Here is a 20,550-nt window from a genome sequence, read left to right as displayed (position 1 = left end):
GGTGCAATCGCCGACGATTCGTTTTTCGACAAAGACTTGCGAACCCATTGCCACGGCGGCGGCACGATCCGCTATTGAGGGGGTGCGTTACTCGTGCCTTTCTGGTCTATGCCCTTCGGATAGACCGGCGCTTTCAGCGCGATACGCTTTCGAGACTCGACACGCAGTGAAATGAAACGGCAATTGATGCCCCGCGCATGCGCCGAATAAGCATTTTTGTTTTAACGCAATTCGCGTGCGGGGCGGCAAATGTTTCTCTTTTTTTTGAGCTTCTGCGCGAATAACGTCGACAATCGAGCGGCTCGCGCACTCGCTGACTCATTCGTGCAAGGCCAAACCTTTCACGGCTTTATCGACGGCTTTCTTCGGCCCGTGAAGTGCGAGACCGACGAGGTCGAGATTCGCCGCGTCCTCGGCGCGAAACACTGCGCGGTTCGCCGCGTCATGTCCCGTCGAAAACATTGCGTGCACATACGGCACGATTCTGAGTTCGCGCGACAGCGCCTGCCGATGCGCGCCCTGCAGACCGGAGCGGTCGGCGGCGAACACCATCATCGGCTGGCCGAGCATGCGGCCGTAGCGGTGCCCGGCGGCATCCTCGTAGGGTTCGCCTAGCGCATCGGGTGCCGCCGCCGCGACGCCGGTCGCGAGAAACGCGACCACATTGAGCTTCTGCCAGACCGCGAGATCGCTGCGCACGATCAGCGCCACTTTGGTATCGAACATGATGACTCTCGTTGAGCCGCTCATGATCGACGATGCCGCGCGATCAGTCTGGAACGTTTGTGCACATCTGCCGGTACACCGCCGGCGTCATCCGGTACGCGCGACGAAACCAGCGGCCAAGATGGATTTAATGGGCAATGCCGACTTCGGCGGCGACCTGCGCGGGAGTGTGACCGGTTGCGAGCAGGCGCCGCGCGGCCCGCAGCCGCACGCGCACCAGATACGCGTGCGGTGACGTGCCGAACGCGCGCTGGAACAGACGCGTCAACCGGAACCGGTCGATGCCGGCAGCTTCGGCGAGTTCGTCGAGCCCGAGGTTGCCGTCCATATGTTCGTGCAACAGTTCGCGCACCCGCGCGATCGCGGGCGACGCCGCGGCATCGCCGGTGAGCGGCGCGTCGCGCAGCTGGGCGCCGAGTGCGCGCGCAGGCCCTCGATGCCGGTTTCGGCATCGCGGCGGGCGGTTAGCCAGTTGGCGGGACTGAGTGGAGTGGGCATGGCGGTCTACTCGAGCAGCAGCAGCGCATCCGCGAGTGACAGCACCGTCGTGCGTGAATCGAATGCGGTGGAGAACAGATGCTCATGTACCACCTGGTCCGGGTCGTAACAGCAATCCTTGACCGTATACAGGCGGAAGTCCGCGTCGCTCGCGTAGGCGACCGAGGAAAGCACGACTCCCGTCGACGCGATACCGACCATGATCAGCGAATCGATACCTTGCCCGGCAAGTTGCGCCTCGAGATCGGTGCCGAAAAACGCGCTCGCACGATGCGCGATGACGAGCGGTTCGTCGGCCCGCTGGCCCAGCTCTGGCGCGGTGCGGTCTTCGAGGAACAGGCCGAGACTTTTGATTCCCTGCCCATTCCTGTTCAACGGGCTGACTTCCGGATAGCCCGGACTGAAACGGAGATTGGCAAAATAGACGCCGACGCCTTTGCTCCGGGCCGCGTCGCATAACCTGCGCGTATTGGTGAGCAGCGCCGGCGCCACCGATGGAAAGAGTCCGAGAATGTCGGTCTGGTAGTGCATGACGATAAGCGCGGTTTGCGACGGCGCGATGGCCGGAATCCGTGCACTTGTGCGCTCCTCGCGCGGGCCGCCGCGGCCGTCGTTCGCGCTGCCGCCCGAACCTGCGTTGCCTGTCATTACGTCACCTTTATCCGGGTTTCACGTCCTGTTGTCGGAACGACAGCTTGGATGTCACGGAAATCATACTTCATCGCATCGCGCGGGCGATCATCGACTCCGCCCCCACGCACACACCACTTCAACGGCCCTGACCACTTGCTACACTATGTACAAGGGTCGCCGGCACTCCCGCAGGAATGATCCAGCACCTGCGACGTAACTCCGCAAAAAAAATAGAGGATGAGCATCCAAATGACGCTTTCGACGAGAAAATTTGGCCGTACCGGTTGGAATGTGTCCGAAATCGGTTTTGGGGCATGGGCGATCGGCGGTTCGTGGGGCAGCGTTGCGGAAGATGACGCCAAGGCCGCGCTAAACGCCGCGCTCGATAACGGTGTCACGTTCATCGACACGGCCGATGTCTACGGCGACGGTCGCTCGGAACGGATCATCCGGGACGTACTGCGGCAACGAGGCGGCGAACGTCCGATCGTCGCCACGAAGCTCGGTCGCCGACTCGACCCGCATGTGACCAGCGGCTATCTGAACAAGAGCGAGCTCGAAGCTTTCATCGACCGGAGTCTGTCGAACCTGGGTGTCGATACGCTCGACCTGGTCCAGCTGCATTGCCCGCCGACGGAGGTCTACTACCGTCCCGAGGTATTCGACGCAATGGACGACTTCGTCGCCAAAGGCAAGATCCGCTACTACGGCGTGTCGGTCGAAAAGGTGGAAGAAGCGCTGAAGGCGATCGAATATCCGAACGTAGTTTCGGTGCAGATTATCTACAACATGTTCCGTCAACGTCCTGACGATCTGTTCTTCAGGCAGGCGCAAAAGAAAGACGTGGCGGTCATCGCGCGAGTGCCTCTGGCTAGCGGCATACTCACGGGCAAGATGTCCGCGGATTCGGTTTTCGCGGCGGACGACCATCGCGCCTTCAATCGGCATGGCGAGGCGTTCGACGTCGGCGAAACCTTCTCCGGCGTCCCCTACGACGTCGCGTTGAAGGCCGTCGACGAATTGCGCGGCCTGGTACCTGTGGGTGCCTCCATGGCGCAGTTGGCTCTGCGCTGGATCCTGATGGACGAGGCCGTCTCCGTCATCATTCCCGGCAGCAAGAACGCGGCCCAGGCGGCGTCGAACGTGTCGGCCGCAAGCCTTGCGCCGCTGTCCGACGAGGTCATGCAACGCGCCCGGGAAGTCTATCAGCACCATATCGCGCCTCACGTTCACCAGCGCTGGTAAAGGCAACGCCTCAGTTCGCTAACCCGTTCCCTCGACTCTGGAGAGCCTCATGACAGACATCGCACTTGCACGCAAAGATGCTTGCCTCACAGTGGTTCATGCGGTATTGACGGACTTGAGCGACGACAGCAATCTGATCGACGCGGCTCTACGGGTTGCGGATTACCTCGCAGATGATCTCGAAGGCAAGATCACCGAGACCGACGCGATACTGCTTGCCGTCACCGCGCTAACCAAAGTCAATCGCGCGATTCGCGAGTGGTACGACGTGGACGGCAACTCGATGGATGCGATGAGAATCGCGGACTTCATCATCGATGAACAGATGAACGGGTACGACAGCGCAACCAATCCACCCCAACCCACTTCGTCCGCGGCAAGAATCGAGGCGCGAGCGGCCGCGGTGATCCGGCCGACGGGATCAGCGGTGCGGCCCGTTCACCACTGAGTTTCGTAGCTCACTCCGCGCGCGCTGTCGCCGGCCGTTTCAGGGGCTGGATGGTGGCCGTCGCAAGCCCCGCTCCGGCGAACGCACACGCGGCGCAGACGAGCGCGACGGCGCGCAGCGCGTCGGTGATCGCGTCGGCTTGCGCGCGCGCCACGGCTGTCTCGCGCGGCGGATGCATGGCGCTCGCGGTCGTTCCGCCGTGCTCGACCGGCGCCAGCAGTTGCCCGCTCTGGCGTGCATCTTGCGTCACGTGCAGTTCGTCGAGGCGCGCCGATAGTGCCGCCTGGTGCGACCACACGAATACGATACCGAGCACCGCGATCGCCAGCAGGGCCGCCACCCGCGCCACGGCGTTGTTGATGCCGGACGCCACCCCTGTGCGGTCGCTCGGCACCGCGCCCATCACGGTCGTGGTGAGCGGCGCGACGGTGATCGTCATACCGAGCCCGAGCACGACGAGCGCAGGGAAGAACCCCGTCAAATAGCTACCGCGCACGAACGGCAGCGCCAGCAACGTGAAGCCGATTCCGGTGACGCCCGGGCCAACGGTCAGCAGCGCGCGCGGACCGAAGCGGCTCGTCAGACCGCCAGTGAAGCGCGACAGCAAACCGATGATGAAAGGCACCGGTAACAGCGACGCGCCCGCTTCGGTCGCGGTGTAGCCATGCGCGCGGATCAGCGTGAACGGCAGGAAGAAGAACGCGCCGCCAAGGCCGAAGTAAAGCAGCAGTGTGACGAGGTTGGCGCCCATGAAATCGCGCGAGCGAAACAGCTCGAGCGGCACCATGGGGTTAGGGCTGCGCGCTTCAATGATCAGGAATGCCGCGAGCATCGGCACGCCCGCTCCAATCGAACCGAATACGAGCGGATGCGCGAAGCCACGCGCCGCTGCCTCGGTCAGGCCGAACGTGAGCGCGGCGAGTCCCGCGGCCACGGTGAGCGCGCCGGGCCAGTCGAGCTGTCGAGGCGCATCGGGCTTGTGGCTGTTAGGCACCGCCACGATGGCGAGCGCGATCGTCAGCGCCGCGAGCGGGACGTTCAGGAAGAAGATCGCGCGCCACGACCATGCGTCGACGAGCCAGCCGCCCGCCACCGGCCCCACCGCCGACGTGATCGCGCCGACCCCCGCCCAGGTGCCGATCGCCCGCCCTCGCGCTGCGTCATCGAACACCGCGCCGATGATCGCGAGGCTGCTGGGTACGAGCAGCGACGCGCCGATCCCTTGAACCGCGCGCGCGGCCACCAGCGCAAACGCATTCGGTGCAAACCCGCAAGCGGCCGACGCCAGCGTGAAAAGCGCGACGCCCGCGATGAACACCGTGCGCCGTCCCAGCAGGTCGCCCATCGATCCGCCGACCAGCACGAGGGAGCCGAGAAACAGCAGATACGCGTTGACGACCCACTGCATCGCCGCGACGCTCGCGCCGAGTTCGCTTTGAATCGACGGCAGCGCGACGTTGACGACGGAGCCATCGATGAACGCCATGCTCGAACCAGCGATCGTCGCCGCGAGCGCGAGCCGCTTGCGCTGGCACGGGCGGTCGATCCTGGTGGGCTGCGAGCGGATGACGAGTTCGTCGCACGGGCTCGCTTGCGCGGCGATGACGTGCGCCGTCTTCGGCTTGCTACCGGGATGATCCGGGTTGGCCATGTTCGCTCCCGTGCTGGTCGGCAGTGACCAGGGTCTGTTCGTGCCACCGGGGCTAGTCGACCCCGGAGAAGGCGTACGCTTTGCTGGCAAAAACCTTGCGTTCACGGAAAAGGTAGTCGGACGCCGGCAAGCTGGCAACCTCGTCGGCCGTCTGTCGGGGTCCGGGGAACACTGCCGGCCGCGCGACATCGCCGGGTGGAATTCGCCCATTCGGGGTGCCCGGCGCCGCCCGGCGGGGCGCCAAAGACTTCGCGGGCGCACGGTTACAGGCGATAATCGGTCGGAGCAATCGATCTGAAAAAGCGGAGAAGGAATGGACAAGCAAGGTTTCACCACTGGCATCGTTCACGGCGACAGAATCGCGGGCACCGAGCACGGCGCCCTGCGTCAGCCAGTTCATACGTCCGTGCAATATGGTTTCGAGCGCGTCGAGGACTTGATCGGCGTGTTCCAGGGCACGAAGAAAGGCGGCTTCAATTACGCGCGCCAGGGCACCCCCACGACCGCCGCGCTCGAACGCAAGATCACCAGCCTCGAAGAAGGCGTCGGCACGGTCTGCTTCAGCACCGGCATGGCCGGCATCACCGCGACGTTCCTCACGCTGCTGCGCGCGGGCGATCATCTCGTATCGAGCCGTTACGTGTTTGGCAACACCAACAGTCTGTTCGGCACGTTGCGCGCGCTCGGCGTCGAAGTCACGACCGTCGACGCGTGCAACGCCGACGACGTGAAGAACGCAATCCGGCCGAATACGCGCATGGTGTTCGTCGAAACCATCGCGAATCCGGGCACGCAGATTCCCGACCTGCAAGGTATCGGTGCCGTGTGCCGGGAGCGCGGCATCGTGTACTTCGTCGACAACACGATCACCTCGCCCGCCTTGTTCAAGCCGAAGGCGGTCGGCGCGAGCCTCGTCATCAACTCGTTGACGAAGACTATCGCGGGTCATGGCGCCGCGCTCGGCGGTGCGGTGACGGATACGGGCCTGTTCGACTGGAGCGCCTATCCGAATATCGCCGACGACTATCGGCGCTCGCCGGCGAAGGATCAGGGGCTTCTGCAGATTCGCAAGAAGGGCCTGCGAGACATGGGGGCGTCATTGTCGTCCGAGCAGGCGCATTCGATCGCGATGGGCGCTGAAACGCTCGCGTTGCGCGTGAAGCAAAGCAGCGGCAACGCGCTCGCACTCGCGCAGTTTCTCGAAGGGCACGAAGCGATCGGCAACGTGTTCTATCCAGGCCTGAAGAGCCATCCCCAGTACGAGATCGCACAGACGCTGTTCAAGGGCGCGTCATGGCTGCTGTCGTTCGAATTGCTCAACGCGGATCGGATGGTCGAAGTCGTCAACGCGCTCAAGCTGCCGGTCAAGGCGACCGGTCTCGGCGATACGCGCACACTGATCATCCCCGTCGCGCCGACGATCTTTTTCGAAGCCGGGCCGGAAACGCGCAAGGCGATGGGCATTTCCGACGGCATGCTGCGGCTGTCGGCGGGCATCGAAGATATCGATGACCTGATTGCGGATTTTGCCCAGGCGCTCAAGTTGGCGGCGTAGTTTTCGGGCTTTTGGAATTCCGGGCGAAACTGGGATGCCGGTCTCGCTCGGTTAGGTTCTGGCAGTGCAATCGGTAAGACCTGGCGCAGCAGGACACCGGGTGTCCCGTTGGATATCCAGACTATTTCATGCGCCGCATCAGCTTCACGATATCGGTCGTCGGCCCGCTGGTCATCATGCGACGGAGGTCGTCCATGTGAACCCAGCGACACCTGGATATTTCGTTACTCGGGCGAGCTTTGGCGCGATTCGGGATTTCGCAGGAAAACACGTGATGGTGCTTCTGCTTGCCTCGGAAGTCGAAGAGGTGCTTCGCTGACTTCCCGGACAATTGAGTTTCTTCCTTGAGTTCTCGAAGTGCGGCGTCCGTGCGATGTTCTCCGCGCTTGAGAATCCCACCAGGCAAAGCCCACTTCGATGGACTTCGTGCGACCAGGAGGATTCGCTTACCTCTGCGACAAATCACGGTGGCGCGTTTCTTCAAGCCGAACTCCTACTTATGCCCGAGCAATTCTCAAGGTGCGCACGGCGCGGCAGCGGATCGGGCGGCGCTAGACATAGTTGCGTATCCTAATACAGAACCGCAAAAACCGGTGATGTTTTCGAGTAGAAAAAACGGTAGCCGCGCGGCACTTTAAAAGTGTGTCATCGGCGCGTCATAATCGCAGCGTTCGAATTCTGTGTGGTAAGGTCTGAGCACGAATATTTTCTGTCCGACGCGAGGCTGCAATGGATATGGATGGTGACTGGTCCTTGCCACGGCCAAACACTCTCTTCAAAGTCAACCGCCGGACGACCGGTTCTTCACTCTCCAAGACGAGTTCAATTGCCAGTACCTTCTCGTCGCTGGCGGCGCCGGTTGTGGCCGAAGCCGTGCAAAGGGCAAAAGAACTATCCACGCAGAGCGATGCAGAAGGGTTTCATCAGCTTCGCGTCGCTTTCAGAAAGCTTCGGGCTTTGTACTGGGCGTACTCCCCATACCTCGGAGAGGAATCGACCGCGCAAGCCACCGAAGAATTCAAGCGTCTCGCGGCCGTGGCAGGCGGAACGCGCGACTGGGACATCGCAGGCGATCTGCTCAGAGCCGCCCAGGAGTCCAACGCCTCGATCGAACTGCTCGTGGCCGCAGCGCGCGAGAAGCGCGCGCAGGCGGTGGAGCATAGCCAGACGATGATCAAAAGCGACGATGTCGAGGCGTTCCTGAACGATGTCCTGCTTCGCGCACAAACCACACTGCTGTCGCGCTGCGACGGTCTACCCATTCGGGCGTTCGCCGAGAAGCGCGTCCTTCTGGCGAAGCGCACACTTCAAAAGCGCAGCAGACGCGCGGCGCGTAGCGAGGACACTCATGAAGAGCACCTTCACGATGTTAGAAAGGCGGGCAAAAAGCTGAGGTACCTGCTCGAGTTTTTTCAACCCGTTATCAAAGGCGGACGCGGTCGCACCATCAGGCAGTTGACATCCGTGCAGGACAAGCTGGGGCAGTTCAACGACATTGCCGCAAGCGCGGCACTGATTCGCGACGCGTCATTCAGCGAGGTCCCGGCCGAGGTCGTGCAGGAATCGCTGCAATGGTTAGAAGAACAGAAGTGCCAACGGATGCGTGCGGCATCGCGGCGGGTCCGGGCTCTTTCTGAGTGAGACGGGGCTGCGCTCGCGCCACTCCTGGACATGCGTCAACGCCGCGGAGCGCCATTGATTAATCGCTTATGACACGGACCGAACATCGCATCGTCGGTACCCGCCAATTGAATGGCACATGAACCGGCTTCCGGACCGCGTCCACTCCTTCATCAGCCTGATGACACGACGACCGTAAATTCGACTCCCGATTCAAAGTCCAGCGTCGTGGTCGAAAAGCGCGGATCGTCGTCGAGATAGCGCTTGTATGGCCGAACGGCGTCCTCGGCTGTGTACATGTTGTCGGCGAGGACGATAGATCCGGGGCGTAGCAGGCGCTCGATCTGCTTGAACAGAGGCAGATAGGTGTCGGCCCATACGTCGATAAATACCATGTCGAAAGTGCCGTCCAGTCCGGCGACGGTCTGGAATACATCGCCCTCCCGCACGTCGACATAAGCGCCTACGCCCGCCATTCCGACATGGGTCCGAAGTCGTGCGCACTTATCAGCATCGCGTTCCGTTGCTACGACCATGCCACTGCCCAACGTGCGAAGAGCCTCGGCGAAATACAACGTGGACACGCCACAGGAACTGCCGAGTTCGAGAATTCGAGCTGGTTTGTGCGAAAGCACCATGTTGCGCAAAAACCGGCCCGTTTCCGCTGACACGGCTAACGACAAAGGAGTGCATTGCGAGGATTCGAAGTCCTCGCTAGATAGCCCGAGCGTTTCGAGAAACCGTCCACGCAGGCGAGGTACGAGCGTTTCGTATTCCTCCGCGAGAGTCAGAAACTCCTCACTCGATCCCTGGAACTGCGCGCGTGCGCGGGCTATCACTTCTGTCTGGCTCTGTTCGTGAAGCCGTCGCAGAAGGTCTGTGGTTGATGAAGCCATGTGCGCTCCTTGACGAGGTCGATCATGCTGATGACGTATGCACCGACCGACCACCACGTTATGCGGCCCGTGCTGCCCTACCGCCATCAGCGAAAACATGTGACGCCAGCTATGCCGTTCTGGCCAGCTTGATCGCGTGTTCGGGGCATGCCGTCACGCAAAGACCGCACGACCGGCAGGCGTGCGCGTTCGGTGTGTAGGCGACTTTCATACGATGCACGCGTAGCTTGAGGCGATGCATCAGATCGAGACTGAGATAGTCAACCTCATCGATGCGCCGGATCTCGAACACATTCTCGGGGCAGACCTCCACGCAATCGCCCTTGCCTTCGCAGCGTTTCAGGTCGACGACGGGCGCAATCACGCCCGGCTCCTGTTTGCAGTCGCCGGTCGATTTGTCGCGCATGTTCAGTCTCCCGTGCGCGGGTCGCGGCCCGATCGCCACGCCGTCTGAAAACGCTCGCGTTCTTCAGGCGTCATCGCTTCCCATTTGCGCCAGTGACGCCGTCCGCGCCAGCCTCCATGTCCGCGGAATCCGCCAAACAGGATCCGGCTCAAAACCAGCAAGCCCAACGCATGTGCGTAGTCGATCGCACGGGCGCCAACGAATAGCGCCGGAATCACCCAATTCCATAGCGTCATGACCACCCACCCGAGCACGCCAATTGCGACCAGCACCAGCAGCGCTTTACCCATACACCTGATTCGAAACTTCATCCGTCGACTCCTCTAAATATCCAGTTCGTCATAAATGGCCTGCAGTCTGGCGCGCAGATGCAGCACCGCGTAGCGTTTGCGCGCGAGCAGCGTATTGAGCGTGACCCCGCTTTGCGCCACCATGTCTTTGAAGGACCGCCCTTCCAACTCGTGCGCGATGAATACCTCACGTTGATTCGGCGGCAACTCATCGAGTGCATCCTGCAAGGCCTCGAGCAACAGAGCGCGTGCATAGAGGGCTTCGGGACCTGCATCGTGCGCCGGTAGCGCGAGGTCGAGGCGATACTCGCTGCTGGCGTCGTCCTCGGCGTCGGACAGATCCGTCAGGGGCTGCTCTTTCTTCTTGCGAAAACGATCGATGATGCGATTACGTGCGGCACGAAAAAGCCAGGCGCTCGCCTGTTCGATCGGAGCGGGAAGCCGGTAAGCCTGCACGAATTCGTGGAACACATCCTGCAGGATGTCCTCGGCGTCGTCCGGGTCGCGGATTCGACGCCGGATGAAATTGACGAGCCTCGTGCGCTCACGCACCACGGTCGCGGTGATGTCGCTGTCTCGGTCGGTCATCGGGTGCGAGGTGCGTGGCGGTTCCATGCGCCTGAAGACGTTTCAGACGCGCGAATATTGTGGCGAGCGCGAAAAATATTTCGTCGAGCGACTGCCGGCGCGCCCGAAGCAGTGCGTAAAAGGATTGTGACCATTAAGTAACAGGAAGAAGTGGGTGCGTTTCCGTAGCGATGCCGCGGAATCCAGCCAACGTCCTTGGGCGTCGCGCCCGGTCCAAGCATAACCGCGTTCGCTTCAACGAGATCCGCGACGGTCATTTTCAGCAAGCCCAGCCGTTCGCGCTTGATCGGGCAGAGCACGGTCAAACAGCGACAACCGCGCATATAAGTAGAATCGCTAGCAATCGGTCCTGGATTTGATGGCCGTTCCCAGTTCGCGAGACTCGGCGATGAAGGTAACGATTGCGTACATCGAAGAACCGCCATTCGGCTGGACGGAAGCAAGTGGTATTGCCACGGGTGCCGACATCGATCTGGCCGACGCGGTTCTTCGGACGATCGGCGTAACCCGGATCGAGCATCGTCCGACGTCGTTTAGTGAACTCTTACCCGGCGTTGAATCAGGCAGGTGGGATATGAACGTTCCGCTCTTCGTCACTCGTGAACGCGCAAACAGGGTTGCGTTCAGCATCCCGGTGTGGGGAATCGCAGACGGCTTTCTGGTTCGGACCGGCAACCCGAAAGCGCTCGACAGCTACGTGTCACTTGCCAAACGCGCGGATGCGCGCCTTGGCATCATAGCCGGACAGGTGCAGCACGATACAGCGAGAGCGTCAGGCGTGAGCGAACACCAGATAGCCGTCTTCGAGCATCAGGCCGACGCTATCGAAGCGGTTCTCTGTGGCGCCATCGATGCGTATGCGAGCACGGCCTTGGGAAATCGGATAGTTGCGAACCGGATCGGAGGTTCAAAGCTCGAAGCCGTTGAGCACGAATCGGGAATGAAGGGCAAGCAGCAAAAGCCTCCGCCCGGGGCATTCTCGTTCAATAGAAGAAACAGCGAGCTGATCCAGGCGGTAGACAAGGCGCTTCGTTCCTATCTGGGCTCACCGGACCATCGCGCTCGCATGGCGGGATTCGGTCTGACACACAACGAGATTGATCCCGCTCTCGCGGGTTGAGCCCTCGCATCGAGGGCGGCGCCCTCGCATCGAGGGCGGCGCCTATCTATAGCGCGTTCAGCGTTACATGCCAATGCTCATCCCTCCGCCCACACTTGTACCTGTGTTCGTCCCCGTGGTCGTGCCTGAACTCGACGTCGTATTCAGATCGATTCGTCCGTAGACGCCATCGGCTTCGTCATTCGGCCCTGCCGCAAAGAAGAGCGTGCTGGAAGGCTGATTGCTGAGGTCGTTGCCGAACGCGATGCCCCACAAGCCGTGTTCGACGATCGGACTGCTGTTCGGCCCACTGATCTGCCCCATCGACTGGCCGCTCGATGCATTGAACGCATTGATCATGCCATCGCCGAAATTGCCGATCAGGATCGCGCCGCCCATCGAGCCGAAGTTTCCGGGCGCTTGCGCAATGCCCCACGGCGCATTCAACGGACCGCCTGTCGCGAAGCGTTGCTTCAGGTTGCCCGAGGTGTCGTACACGTCGACCATGCCGAGTCCCGCGCCCGCGACATCGTCGTGTTTGGCTGTGTCTTGCATCGCGTAGGTGACGAACAGATTCGAGCCGATCGCCTGAATGCCGAACGGCGCAAAGCCGGCTGGAATCGCCGGGTCCGTGAAGCCGCCGGGCATCGTGACCTTCGTGAAGGTGGTATCGAAGACGTCGATCTTGTTGTTGTGGAAGTCCGTCGCGTAGAGGAAGTTGCCGTTGCTCGTCGCAGCGAGCGCGAGACCCTTGTAGACGGCGCCGCCCGTGCCATCGTCGTACATAACGAACGCATTGGTCGGCCCGACCGCGGGCGCCCATGCGGTGATGGTGCCGCCTTCGCCCGTGAAAATGAATGCAGCGACTCCAGACTTGCCGTTTTCCGTGACGCGGAAGCTTTGTGTTCCATTGAAAACGATGCCCGTGGGCGATGCCGAACCGTTCTTGCCATCGGGTATCGTGACGACCAGCGATTGCGGCACGCCATTGCCGTCATAGAGCGTCGCGACATTGGAGCCGTTGTCCGCGACCCAGACGAATCCTTTGGGATTGAAGGCGACGCCCCAAGGGTTTTTCAGATTTGCGTCGGTGTGTGCAGCGGGCACCGCGCCATCGGATACGAGGGTGGTCGCCGTGAACGACGACTGGATGAGCTGGCTTGCGCTGTTCGAACTCGAGCCACCGCCGCCATCTCCGCCGCCGCCGCCGCATGACATGAGAGTCGCGACGGCCGCGCCGCATGCGACAACGCCGAATATAGCGAGAAGAGACTTCATGACCGCACTCCTTGTTCTGCCCAATGGACCTCACGGTCAATGAACGAGGACGGCGCGGGGTTTATTCCGGTGGAGAGGGGCTTATTTCGCAGCCGATCTCGTGCGATCGAAATGGCTGAACTCTCCTTGATGAAAGCACCCGCCCGCGGCCGGCGTCGAAATTGCCCGGGGCGGCGCCGCTGAACCGCGTAACTAATACGGCCCGCTCCGTGTGATGCCGGTCGTTTCGGTACTACAAAAGCACGCGGCACGCTGATTGCGGCGCTCCAGTAGCGCAGGCGGCAACTGTCTGCGTCTATCTTCCAGTTCAATTAAGGAGGGGCGGATCATGAACAAGGCAACCATCACATTAGTCGCGGCCGTCGCCGCACTCTCGCTGTCTGGCGGCGCTTATGCGCAGGCGGCCGGAGGCCAGAACGGCAGCGGTTCGACCGGCACCGCCGGCAGCACGGCGAGTCCGTCGAATCAGATGAACGGCGCAACCACGGGCGGCTACGGCATGCCTGGCGCCACCAACTCGGACAGTGGCATGGGCGCCAGAGCGCCGAACTCGGGCCTGCCGAGCAACAACACCGGCTCGACGTCCGACAGCGCCCCGGCTCCCAAGACCAACAACACGCTGGCAACCCCGAGCGTGGTGTCGCCGGCCGCTACCGGCCACTAACCGCTGGTAAGGATGACAGGTCAGCCGCGAATGAGCGCAAACACCAAGCGCTCCAATCGCGGGGGCGTACGTGTAATTGCGACCGACGCCCAGTTTCCCGGATGGCAGGCGCTACCTGATACGACCGAGACCGATCGGTGCGGTCTCTTGCTGTCGCTATTCGACGTTTCGCCACCGGTAACTACGCGCCGGCTTTCCAGGCAACGTGTGGACTCACGGAGTTACGGCTCGCCCGAGACGCCGCTGAGCCGGTAGGTCGCGCGTTGCCGTTACCCGACGCCGTGCATCAGCGCATGGCCGTCGTCGACCGCCATTCAGGCATCGCCTGAAAATGATCGCGACACGGCAATCCATCTTTCACAGTATCGATGCCAGTTTTGGCAATCGAAGCAAAAGACCAGCAAGCAAATAGCACGACGCGCAAGCGACGCTACCTGTAATTGCGAACTTCAGCAGCGGGGCTGCCGGTACATTTCTCCACGCCAACGCGACGGCGACCAGTACGGGCGGATGGATGATGTAGATCGTGTAGGCACGTCGCGACAGTGGCTGCCAGACGCCAATCAGTTTGCCGAAGCGTCGTTGGAAAGTACTTGCGAGAAACAATATCGTTCCCCACGCGACAAAGGGCTCCCACAACGCGTAGACGATTGCGAGCGGACGTCCTCGCAATTGAGAAAGGTGCCCGCCAAGAAAGTAGACGAGCGGCAATATCGGCAACGTGATGAGGGTGACGCGCCACCATAGCCCGACTTGCCGTTCCGGTACACGTTCGATCCAGTTCGACCGGGCTGTGCAGCAACCCGCCGCGTATAACACGACATAGCTTGCGAAGTACCCGAGTTGAAGACCCCATACGTTGATCCCCACGGGCCATTTCGACCGCAATGCGAGCGCGCCCATACCCGTAAGCAATGCCGCAACGAACAGCGTCTTGTTGGACGGGAGTAGTCCCCGATCCGACCGTTCTGGCTTGTATTCGGCGGAACGAGGAACTGCAATGTTCCAGAGCGCGGCAGCAACACTGAACATCAATAAGGCCTGGGCAAACCACATGGGACCGTTTTCGAATGTACCTTTTCCCAGCAGATACATCAGCGTTCCAGTAAACGAGTGGCCTCGGCCAACCTGCGCTAAAGCGATTGTCACTGGCCCGATCAGAAAACCATATACGAGTAAGGGCACTCCAAGCCGCAGAATGCGGTCGGCTATGAAGCGGCCCGGCCCCTTGCGATCGATGGATGCCGACGTGTAGTGGCCCGCGAGGAAAAAAAACAAGCCCATGAAGAACGCCTGATTGACCGTGCAGAAGAGTACCAACACCACGGAGTCGAGCGATTTGCTCGGCGCTACCTCATGGTAGTACCACCCGCCGATAGCGCCGTACGTAATGGCGCAGTGATGAAATATGACGAGCAACGTCAGGCAAGCCCGCAACGCGTCGAAACCGGCATTTCGAGCCGTCGCCGTTTTGATCGACGAGGCCGTAAAGTCGAGCGAAGCGTTTTGAGTGCTCATTGCACGTCCTGATCCGGTATCGTCGCGGCGAATTCCCCACATACAAAAAGCGAAGTGGGAGTACGAATGTTTCGGGAGCAATGGCAAATGCTCGCCGCATATAACAGGTGAATGAATGAGTCGGCCTATCAGCATCCGCCTCACTCAAGCTGGGAGAACTGCGGCAAGATAGTAACGCGTTTCACGCTCAATGACCGGAACGCTGAACCACGTTGCAGGTGCCGACACCATTTGGCTCAAACATTTCAGAGGAGGAGATCGAAATTGCTGATTGCCTTTGGAGGACTACCGGGAACGGGAAAGACAACGGTAGCGCAAATACTCGCTCGCAACCTCGCCGCCGTTTATCTGCGCATCGATACGTTGGAACAGGCCTTGATTGCGGGCGTAGGGGACGCAACGGATATCGGACCCGCCGGCTATCTGGCCGGATATGCGGTGGCGAAAGATAATTTGCGCCTCGGCTCGACCGTCGTCGCGGACTCGGTCAATGGCTTGCATGTGACGCGTAGTGGCTGGAGAAAGGTCGCGCAGGAGGCGAGTGTGGGCATCTTCGAAATCGAGTTGACCTGTTCCGATACGACGACGCACCGTCTGAGGATCGAGAAGCGACGGGCGGATATCCCCGGCCACCAACTGCCGACATGGAAGAACGTGCTGGAACGTCAATACGATGCATGGGAATCGGAGCATCTGGTTATCGATACAGCAAACCTTTCGGTTGAGCAGATCGTCGAGACCATCACCAGTCGCATGTCGAATCTGCTTACCGGCACCCGGATGCTTTAGCGCCCACTTTCGTTGGTTGACTCATTGGTCTTCTCGCCATCGAGCATCATCTCGCGCCGCGATCCTCCACATTGAAGGATCGCGGCGTCTGGCATCAGCATGCGACCAAGCGTCTCTCTATTGCAGCCTCACACAGAGGCTCAAAGCCACGTGCCGCCTTGCCGCTCGCTCGGCTCCTGCGCGAGCGCATCGAAGTCGTGAATCCAGTCGAGGTGATGCAGCATGCTATCGCGCGCACCTAGTCGCGCGTTGCGTTCCTGCGCGGCGGGTCCGTCCGGCAGATGCAGCACGTCCGCGGTGGTGATCGACGCGTACTGCACCTTGCGCGTGCGGCCCCGGCGCAGACGCTCGTAGGCTTCCTGCGCTTCCCGCCAGTTGCCAGGGCCCGCCTTGGCCAGTTGCGCAGCCAGCACCACGGCATCCTCGATCGACTGGTTGGCGCCCTGGCCGTGATGCGGCACGAGCGCATGCGCGGCATCGCCGATCAGCGTCACGCGACCTTTGCTCCAGCGGCCGAGCGGCGGACGGTGAAACAGGCCCCAGCGCTGACTGATCGGCACGGCCGTGATCATCTGCACGACGGCCGGATGCCAGTCCTTGAACAGGCGCAGCTGCTCGCCCTCGGTAGACTCCATGACCCAGTCGCGCGACGGCCACGGCGACGGATGACGCTCGACCAGCAGGAAGTTCTGATCGCCCTTGTCGCCGATCGGATAATGCAGCAGATGGCCGCCGGGGCCGACCCAGAACTGGATCGTCTCCGGATCGGGCAACAGGTCCATGCGCTCGGCCGGCACGATGCCACGAAAGCCCGAGCAGCCGGAATACAGCGCGTCGTCGTAGCCGAGCATCCAGCGTCGCGTGATCGAGCGTGCACCGTCGGCGCCGATCACGAGATCGGCGTCGATGCGTCGACCGTTGTCGAACGCGAGGCTCACGCGATCGGGATGCTGCACGAGATCGACCAGCCGATGGCTGAGATTGATGTGCTCGAGACCGACGGCCTTCGACAGCACCGCCTGCAGATCGGCGCGATGAACGCCCCAATACGAGCCACCGAACTGCTCGCGATAGCTGGGCATGCCGCGATGATGTCCAATGACACTGCCGCTGCGGCCGTCACGATAGATCAGCCCGGGCACTTCCGCGCACACGTTTTCGAACGCGGAGCGTAGTCCCATGCGCTCGTAAAAGCGCGTCGCGTTGGCCGACAGTGCGACTGCCGCGCCCACTTCGCGCAACTCGTCGGTCTGCTCGTAGAGTTGCGCATCGATGCCATGCTCGCGTAGTGCGAGCGCCAGGGTCAGGCCGCCGATGCCAGCGCCGACGATCGCGATGCTCAGATCCATCCGGGTCATGATTGTGTCTCCGATTTCGGGTTTATCGATTCGGGTCGCGGTGAAACGCGCGGTCGGCGCGCTGCATGCGGATACCGTGTCGGTATTTTCAGCACTAGACCTTCATTGCTCAATAAGATGAAATGAATCTCCTTCATCACTGAAATGAATGACCTTAGGTCATGCCGAAGCCATGGAACTGAGCGATCTCGACCTCAACCTGCTGCTGCTGTTCCAGCGGCTGATGCAGGAGCGGCGCGTGGCGAGCGTCGCCGAGCAGATGAACATGAGCCAGCCGGGCGTCAGCAATGCGCTTGCGAAGCTGCGCCGCCTGCTGGGCGATCCGCTGTTCGTGCGGGCGCCCGGCGGCGTGGTGCCTACCCCGTTCGCGCTGCGTCTCGCGGAACCGGTCTCGCAGGCGCTCGCCACCCTGCACGCCGCGCTCAATCCGGTGACGGGCTTCGATCCGCTGCGCGCGATGCGAACCATGACGATCGGTATGACCGACATCGGCGAAGTCGTGTTTTTGCCCGCACTGCTGGAACGATTGTCGCGCGTCGCGCCAGGCATCGCGATGAATACGGTACGCAACACGAGCGTCAATCTGAGCAACGAGATGGCCGACGGCCGCGTCGATCTGGCGATCGGCCTGTTGCCGCAGTTGAAGGGGGGGTTCTATCAGCGACGTCTGTTCGATCAGCGCTACGTCTGTCTGTTCAGACGCGGCCACCCGCTCGAGGACACTCCGCTCACGCTTTCCGCGTGGCGCGAAGCCGAACATCTGGTGGTGGTGTCGGCCGGCACCGGCCACGGTCAGGTGGACGAATGGCTGAAGCGGCGCGGCGTGCGGCGTCAGGTGCGACTGACGGTGCCGCACTTCATGAGCGTGGGCTACATCCTGCAACGCACCGATCTGATCGCCACGGTGCCCGAGCGCCTCGCTCTGGAGTTGGCCACGCCGTTCTCGCTGAACCTGCGCGCGCTGCCGATGACGCTGCCCGCCGCGCCGATCCATTTGTTGTGGCACGAGCGGGTCCATCAGGACGAAGGCAATCGCTGGCTGCGCGAGGTGGTCATCGATCTGTTCGCGGATTCGGTGACGACTGGCAGGCGAGCGCGGGAGGTGAGAAACAAATAGTGCCTGGTTTGAAAGCGTTGGTCCGCGGCTCAACGCGCACCGTCCGCATCGCGCGTGATTCGAGTTACTCAAAGGTCCCGGTGCGCACCTCGCCGTTGCGCGTGTAGCGAGTGGTCAGCACGCCGCGGGGCGTGCTCGCCGCGTGTGCGAGCGTGAAGGCGGACGCCAGTGCGTCGTCGCCGAACATGCGCTTGCCGTGCCCAAGCATGACGGGGTAAATCAGCAGCCGGAGTTCGTCCACGAGACCTGCCGCGAGCAATTGGCGCACCATGTCGCCGCTGCCGAACGTCAACAGATCGGCACCGTCCTGATGTTTTAGCGCGCGTACCGCTTCGGCCAGGTCGCCCTTCAGCGCATGACTGTTGTGCCAACCAAGCGTGTCGGGTCGATGCGTCGCCACGTGCTTGGCGACGGGGTTGAGCTTGTCGGCAAAGCCGCGGCTGCGTGAATCGGCCGGTACGTGCGGCCAATACGACGCGAATATGTCGTACGTGCAACGCCCTAGCAGCAACTCGAACGGCCGCGCGAGTAACTCGCGCACGTTTTGACCGCTGGACTCGTCCGCGTAAGGGACGGTCCAGCCGCCGAGGCGAAAATCGCCACTGGGATCTTCCGTTGGCGCGCCGGGGGATTGCGTGACGCCATCGAGGCTGAGGAACATGGAAACGATGTGCTTGCGCATGATGTGCTCCTGGTCGACGAATCTGATCGGTTCATCTATACGACGAACGGGTCGCGTGCGGATCGACAATCGACGTCCGCTTCCATCATGACCGATCGACGGGTGAAGCCACGCGGGCGAGTATCGCGCGATCGGCGCAGAATGATCGAACCCACGGGTGCCTGCGCCGCAGGTGTGAAGGTGCGCACCACTCGCCAGCGCATGGTCGGAAGATCGCCCGACACAGTGATGCGCACATAGCAGCCGGCGTAACGTCCGGTCGCCCGTGGCATTTCGTTGGATGGCCGATGTGCGTCAGTGAACGTTGCCTGACATTACATTTGCATTTGCGTATAATTTCACAACGCCTTCATGCGATATCACTGAAAAGCAAAAAAAGGCGATACGCAATAAAAGAGCACTGCTGTGGCCGGCCCACACGGTGCACAAAGACAACATCACTCGAAATATGTCCGTGCCTTCAGCAATAACCGGATCGCGCGATTCCGCGCGGTTTTTCACCCAACCGAAAGTGCTCGTCATCCTGGCGACCGTATGCTGCCTGCTTTGGGGCAGCTCATACCCGGCAATTAAAATCGGCTACGCTTTACTCGGAATCACGCAAAACGATATTCCCTCAAAGCTGATCTTCGCAGGCTACCGGTTCGTGCTCGCGGGACTGCTGTTGTTGATACTCGCCGCCTTCTCGAAGAAGCCGGTTTTCGATTTGAATCGGCGCAACAGCGGACAGCTGATGCTATTGGGCTTCACGCAAACGGCCATTCAATACGTTTTCTTTTATATCGGTCTCGCCTACACGACCGGCGTTCGCGGTTCGATCCTGAACTCGACGACGACCTTCTTCAGCGTGCTGCTGGCCCATTTCATCTATAAGAACGATAAGGTCTCGCCACGCAAGGCCCTTGGATGCCTGCTGGGATTCGTCGGCGTAGTGATCGTCAATTTCGGCGACGGCCTGTTTGAATTTGCGTTCTCCTTGCTCGGCGAAGGCTTCATCGTCGTTGCCGCATTCGTGCTTTCCGCTGCATCGATTTACGGCAAGCGCGTTTCGCAGAGCATGGACGTCATGGTCATGACGGGCTATCAACTCGGCTTCGGCGGCGTCGTTCTGCTTGTGGCGGGGTACGCGACTGGTGGTTCGTTGCACGCGTTCACGCCGGGATCGGTGGCATTGCTGGGCTATCTGGCTTTGCTGTCCGCGGTGGCCTTCACGTTGTGGAGTCTTTTGCTGAAATACAACCAGGTCGGCAAGGTTACGGTTTTCAATTTCCTCGTGCCCGTGTTCGGTACCGTGCTATCGGCGATCTGTCTGAACGAGAACATCATGGAATTGAAGAATCTCGTCGCGCTGGTGCTCGTCTGCGCAGGGATCTGGCTGGTTACGCGCTCGGCGCAGCGGAGCGCGGGTCATGCGAAAGCTGTCGCCGCTTTGGGTCAGGGCCGAGACTGTCGGCAAAGCCAAGCCTGAGTTTGCGGGGGTTCCGCAGCG

At 61.4% G+C, this 20,550-nt stretch carries 21 protein-coding genes and 1 pseudogene; 9 read left to right on the top strand and 13 right to left on the bottom strand.

What is annotated here, in order from left to right:
- Positions 1–318: 318 nt before the first annotated feature.
- From L0U84_RS20870 to L0U84_RS20860, 3 genes and pseudogenes are all read right to left on the bottom strand, one after another.
- Complete coding sequence (locus L0U84_RS20870; RefSeq protein WP_013092622.1) at positions 319–726, bottom strand: DUF2000 domain-containing protein; 408 nt, start codon at positions 724–726, stop codon at positions 319–321.
- Between the two features lie 43 nt (positions 727–769).
- Positions 770–1,144, bottom strand: a pseudogene (locus tag L0U84_RS20865) (helix-turn-helix domain-containing protein); the annotation flags it as partial.
- Positions 1,145–1,230: 86 nt separating this feature from the next.
- A complete protein-coding gene (locus tag L0U84_RS20860) occupies positions 1,231–1,872 on the bottom strand; it encodes an isochorismatase family cysteine hydrolase (protein ID WP_233852346.1) in 642 nt (213 codons plus the stop codon).
- Positions 1,873–2,106: 234 nt separating this feature from the next.
- Here L0U84_RS20860 and L0U84_RS20855 point away from each other — a divergent pair, with 234 nt between their 5' ends.
- Together L0U84_RS20855 and L0U84_RS20850 are read left to right on the top strand one after the other, a co-directional pair.
- Positions 2,107–3,102, top strand: coding sequence for an aldo/keto reductase (locus tag L0U84_RS20855; RefSeq protein WP_233852345.1), 996 nt, complete (start codon positions 2,107–2,109; stop codon positions 3,100–3,102).
- Positions 3,103–3,151: 49 nt separating this feature from the next.
- On the top strand, positions 3,152–3,550 hold the full coding sequence (locus tag L0U84_RS20850; RefSeq protein WP_233852343.1) for a hypothetical protein: 399 nt from the start codon (positions 3,152–3,154) through the stop codon (positions 3,548–3,550).
- Between the two features lie 10 nt (positions 3,551–3,560).
- Here L0U84_RS20850 and L0U84_RS20845 read toward each other — a convergent pair whose 3' ends face one another.
- Positions 3,561–5,201, bottom strand: a complete 1,641-nt coding sequence (locus L0U84_RS20845; protein ID WP_233852342.1) for a DHA2 family efflux MFS transporter permease subunit — start codon at positions 5,199–5,201, stop codon at positions 3,561–3,563.
- Between the two features lie 313 nt (positions 5,202–5,514).
- Here L0U84_RS20845 and L0U84_RS20840 point away from each other — a divergent pair, with 313 nt between their 5' ends.
- Positions 5,515–6,756 (top strand): cystathionine gamma-synthase family protein, encoded by a 1,242-nt coding sequence (locus L0U84_RS20840; protein ID WP_233852340.1) that lies wholly within the window; start codon positions 5,515–5,517, stop codon positions 6,754–6,756.
- A gap of 121 nt (positions 6,757–6,877) precedes the next feature.
- On the opposite strand, the gene L0U84_RS20835 is transcribed toward L0U84_RS20840, so the two are convergent.
- The gene (locus L0U84_RS20835; protein WP_233852339.1) at positions 6,878–7,240 is read right to left on the bottom strand and encodes an NUDIX hydrolase; all 363 of its coding nucleotides are present in this window, start codon (positions 7,238–7,240) and stop codon (positions 6,878–6,880) included.
- Between the two features lie 245 nt (positions 7,241–7,485).
- Between L0U84_RS20835 and L0U84_RS20830 the strand changes: the two genes are divergently transcribed.
- The gene (locus tag L0U84_RS20830) at positions 7,486–8,397 is read left to right on the top strand and encodes a CHAD domain-containing protein (RefSeq protein ID WP_233852338.1); all 912 of its coding nucleotides are present in this window, start codon (positions 7,486–7,488) and stop codon (positions 8,395–8,397) included.
- A gap of 152 nt (positions 8,398–8,549) precedes the next feature.
- On the opposite strand, the gene L0U84_RS20825 is transcribed toward L0U84_RS20830, so the two are convergent.
- The 4 genes from L0U84_RS20825 to L0U84_RS20810 all read right to left on the bottom strand — a co-directional run bounded on the left by L0U84_RS20825 (position 8,550) and on the right by L0U84_RS20810 (position 10,583).
- Entirely contained in the window at positions 8,550–9,272 is a 723-nt protein-coding gene (locus L0U84_RS20825; RefSeq protein ID WP_233852336.1) for an O-methyltransferase, read from the bottom strand.
- Between the two features lie 109 nt (positions 9,273–9,381).
- Positions 9,382–9,678, bottom strand: coding sequence for a 4Fe-4S dicluster domain-containing protein (locus tag L0U84_RS20820; protein ID WP_233852335.1), 297 nt, complete (start codon positions 9,676–9,678; stop codon positions 9,382–9,384).
- Between the two features lie 2 nt (positions 9,679–9,680).
- The gene (locus tag L0U84_RS20815; protein ID WP_233852333.1) at positions 9,681–9,989 is read right to left on the bottom strand and encodes a hypothetical protein; all 309 of its coding nucleotides are present in this window, start codon (positions 9,987–9,989) and stop codon (positions 9,681–9,683) included.
- A gap of 12 nt (positions 9,990–10,001) precedes the next feature.
- Entirely contained in the window at positions 10,002–10,583 is a 582-nt protein-coding gene (locus tag L0U84_RS20810) for an RNA polymerase sigma factor (RefSeq protein WP_233852332.1), read from the bottom strand.
- A 361-nt stretch (positions 10,584–10,944) separates the two neighbouring features.
- Here L0U84_RS20810 and L0U84_RS20805 point away from each other — a divergent pair, with 361 nt between their 5' ends.
- Entirely contained in the window at positions 10,945–11,676 is a 732-nt protein-coding gene (locus tag L0U84_RS20805; protein ID WP_233852331.1) for a transporter substrate-binding domain-containing protein, read from the top strand.
- Positions 11,677–11,739: 63 nt separating this feature from the next.
- Here the strand turns inward: L0U84_RS20805 and L0U84_RS20800 are convergent, their stop codons facing one another.
- Positions 11,740–12,933 carry a TIGR03118 family protein gene (locus L0U84_RS20800; RefSeq protein WP_233852329.1) on the bottom strand — a complete coding sequence of 398 codons (1,194 nt, stop codon included), beginning with the start codon at positions 12,931–12,933 and terminating at the stop codon, positions 11,740–11,742.
- Between the two features lie 328 nt (positions 12,934–13,261).
- Between L0U84_RS20800 and L0U84_RS20795 the strand changes: the two genes are divergently transcribed.
- Complete coding sequence (locus tag L0U84_RS20795) at positions 13,262–13,597, top strand: hypothetical protein (protein ID WP_233852328.1); 336 nt, start codon at positions 13,262–13,264, stop codon at positions 13,595–13,597.
- 357 nt (positions 13,598–13,954) lie between these two features.
- On the opposite strand, the gene L0U84_RS20790 is transcribed toward L0U84_RS20795, so the two are convergent.
- Entirely contained in the window at positions 13,955–15,115 is a 1,161-nt protein-coding gene (locus L0U84_RS20790; RefSeq protein WP_233852327.1) for an acyltransferase family protein, read from the bottom strand.
- 264 nt (positions 15,116–15,379) lie between these two features.
- Between L0U84_RS20790 and L0U84_RS20785 the strand changes: the two genes are divergently transcribed.
- On the top strand, positions 15,380–15,904 hold the full coding sequence (locus L0U84_RS20785) for an AAA family ATPase (RefSeq protein WP_233852325.1): 525 nt from the start codon (positions 15,380–15,382) through the stop codon (positions 15,902–15,904).
- 140 nt (positions 15,905–16,044) lie between these two features.
- On the opposite strand, the gene L0U84_RS20780 is transcribed toward L0U84_RS20785, so the two are convergent.
- A complete protein-coding gene (locus L0U84_RS20780) occupies positions 16,045–17,262 on the bottom strand; it encodes an FAD-dependent monooxygenase (protein ID WP_233852323.1) in 1,218 nt (405 codons plus the stop codon).
- Between the two features lie 172 nt (positions 17,263–17,434).
- On the opposite strand from L0U84_RS20780, the gene L0U84_RS20775 reads away from it, so the two are divergent.
- Complete coding sequence (locus tag L0U84_RS20775; RefSeq protein WP_233852322.1) at positions 17,435–18,379, top strand: LysR family transcriptional regulator; 945 nt, start codon at positions 17,435–17,437, stop codon at positions 18,377–18,379.
- A 64-nt stretch (positions 18,380–18,443) separates the two neighbouring features.
- Here L0U84_RS20775 and L0U84_RS20770 read toward each other — a convergent pair whose 3' ends face one another.
- Positions 18,444–19,061 (bottom strand): dihydrofolate reductase family protein, encoded by a 618-nt coding sequence (locus tag L0U84_RS20770; RefSeq protein WP_233852320.1) that lies wholly within the window; start codon positions 19,059–19,061, stop codon positions 18,444–18,446.
- A gap of 448 nt (positions 19,062–19,509) precedes the next feature.
- On the opposite strand from L0U84_RS20770, the gene L0U84_RS20765 reads away from it, so the two are divergent.
- The gene (locus L0U84_RS20765) at positions 19,510–20,529 is read left to right on the top strand and encodes a DMT family transporter (RefSeq protein WP_233856656.1); all 1,020 of its coding nucleotides are present in this window, start codon (positions 19,510–19,512) and stop codon (positions 20,527–20,529) included.
- Positions 20,530–20,550 lie beyond the last annotated feature (21 nt).

This window comes from Paraburkholderia sp. HD33-4, assembly GCF_021390635.1.
In the GTDB taxonomy this organism is placed as follows: domain Bacteria; phylum Pseudomonadota; class Gammaproteobacteria; order Burkholderiales; family Burkholderiaceae; genus Paraburkholderia.
Note: the sequence above shows the minus strand (reverse complement) of the source record. Positions and strands in the feature narration are given on the sequence as shown.

Bases quoted from the DNA above. Each gene is read 5' to 3' on its own strand.
- L0U84_RS20870 (WP_013092622.1), bottom strand. From the start codon at position 726: ATGTTCGATACCAAAGTGGCGCTGATCGTGCGCAGCGATCTCGCGGTC.
- L0U84_RS20860 (WP_233852346.1), bottom strand. From the start codon at position 1,872: ATGACAGGCAACGCAGGTTCGGGCGGCAGCGCGAACGACGGCCGCGGC.
- L0U84_RS20855 (WP_233852345.1), top strand. From the start codon at position 2,107: ATGACGCTTTCGACGAGAAAATTTGGCCGTACCGGTTGGAATGTGTCC.
- L0U84_RS20850 (WP_233852343.1), top strand. From the start codon at position 3,152: ATGACAGACATCGCACTTGCACGCAAAGATGCTTGCCTCACAGTGGTT.
- L0U84_RS20845 (WP_233852342.1), bottom strand. From the start codon at position 5,201: ATGGCCAACCCGGATCATCCCGGTAGCAAGCCGAAGACGGCGCACGTC.
- L0U84_RS20840 (WP_233852340.1), top strand. From the start codon at position 5,515: ATGGACAAGCAAGGTTTCACCACTGGCATCGTTCACGGCGACAGAATC.
- L0U84_RS20830 (WP_233852338.1), top strand. From the start codon at position 7,486: ATGGATATGGATGGTGACTGGTCCTTGCCACGGCCAAACACTCTCTTC.
- L0U84_RS20825 (WP_233852336.1), bottom strand. From the start codon at position 9,272: ATGGCTTCATCAACCACAGACCTTCTGCGACGGCTTCACGAACAGAGC.
- L0U84_RS20820 (WP_233852335.1), bottom strand. From the start codon at position 9,678: ATGCGCGACAAATCGACCGGCGACTGCAAACAGGAGCCGGGCGTGATT.
- L0U84_RS20815 (WP_233852333.1), bottom strand. From the start codon at position 9,989: ATGAAGTTTCGAATCAGGTGTATGGGTAAAGCGCTGCTGGTGCTGGTC.
- L0U84_RS20810 (WP_233852332.1), bottom strand. From the start codon at position 10,583: ATGGAACCGCCACGCACCTCGCACCCGATGACCGACCGAGACAGCGAC.
- L0U84_RS20805 (WP_233852331.1), top strand. From the start codon at position 10,945: ATGAAGGTAACGATTGCGTACATCGAAGAACCGCCATTCGGCTGGACG.
- L0U84_RS20800 (WP_233852329.1), bottom strand. From the start codon at position 12,933: ATGAAGTCTCTTCTCGCTATATTCGGCGTTGTCGCATGCGGCGCGGCC.
- L0U84_RS20795 (WP_233852328.1), top strand. From the start codon at position 13,262: ATGAACAAGGCAACCATCACATTAGTCGCGGCCGTCGCCGCACTCTCG.
- L0U84_RS20790 (WP_233852327.1), bottom strand. From the start codon at position 15,115: ATGAGCACTCAAAACGCTTCGCTCGACTTTACGGCCTCGTCGATCAAA.
- L0U84_RS20780 (WP_233852323.1), bottom strand. From the start codon at position 17,262: ATGACCCGGATGGATCTGAGCATCGCGATCGTCGGCGCTGGCATCGGC.
- L0U84_RS20775 (WP_233852322.1), top strand. From the start codon at position 17,435: ATGGAACTGAGCGATCTCGACCTCAACCTGCTGCTGCTGTTCCAGCGG.
- L0U84_RS20770 (WP_233852320.1), bottom strand. From the start codon at position 19,061: ATGCGCAAGCACATCGTTTCCATGTTCCTCAGCCTCGATGGCGTCACG.
- L0U84_RS20765 (WP_233856656.1), top strand. From the start codon at position 19,510: ATGTCCGTGCCTTCAGCAATAACCGGATCGCGCGATTCCGCGCGGTTT.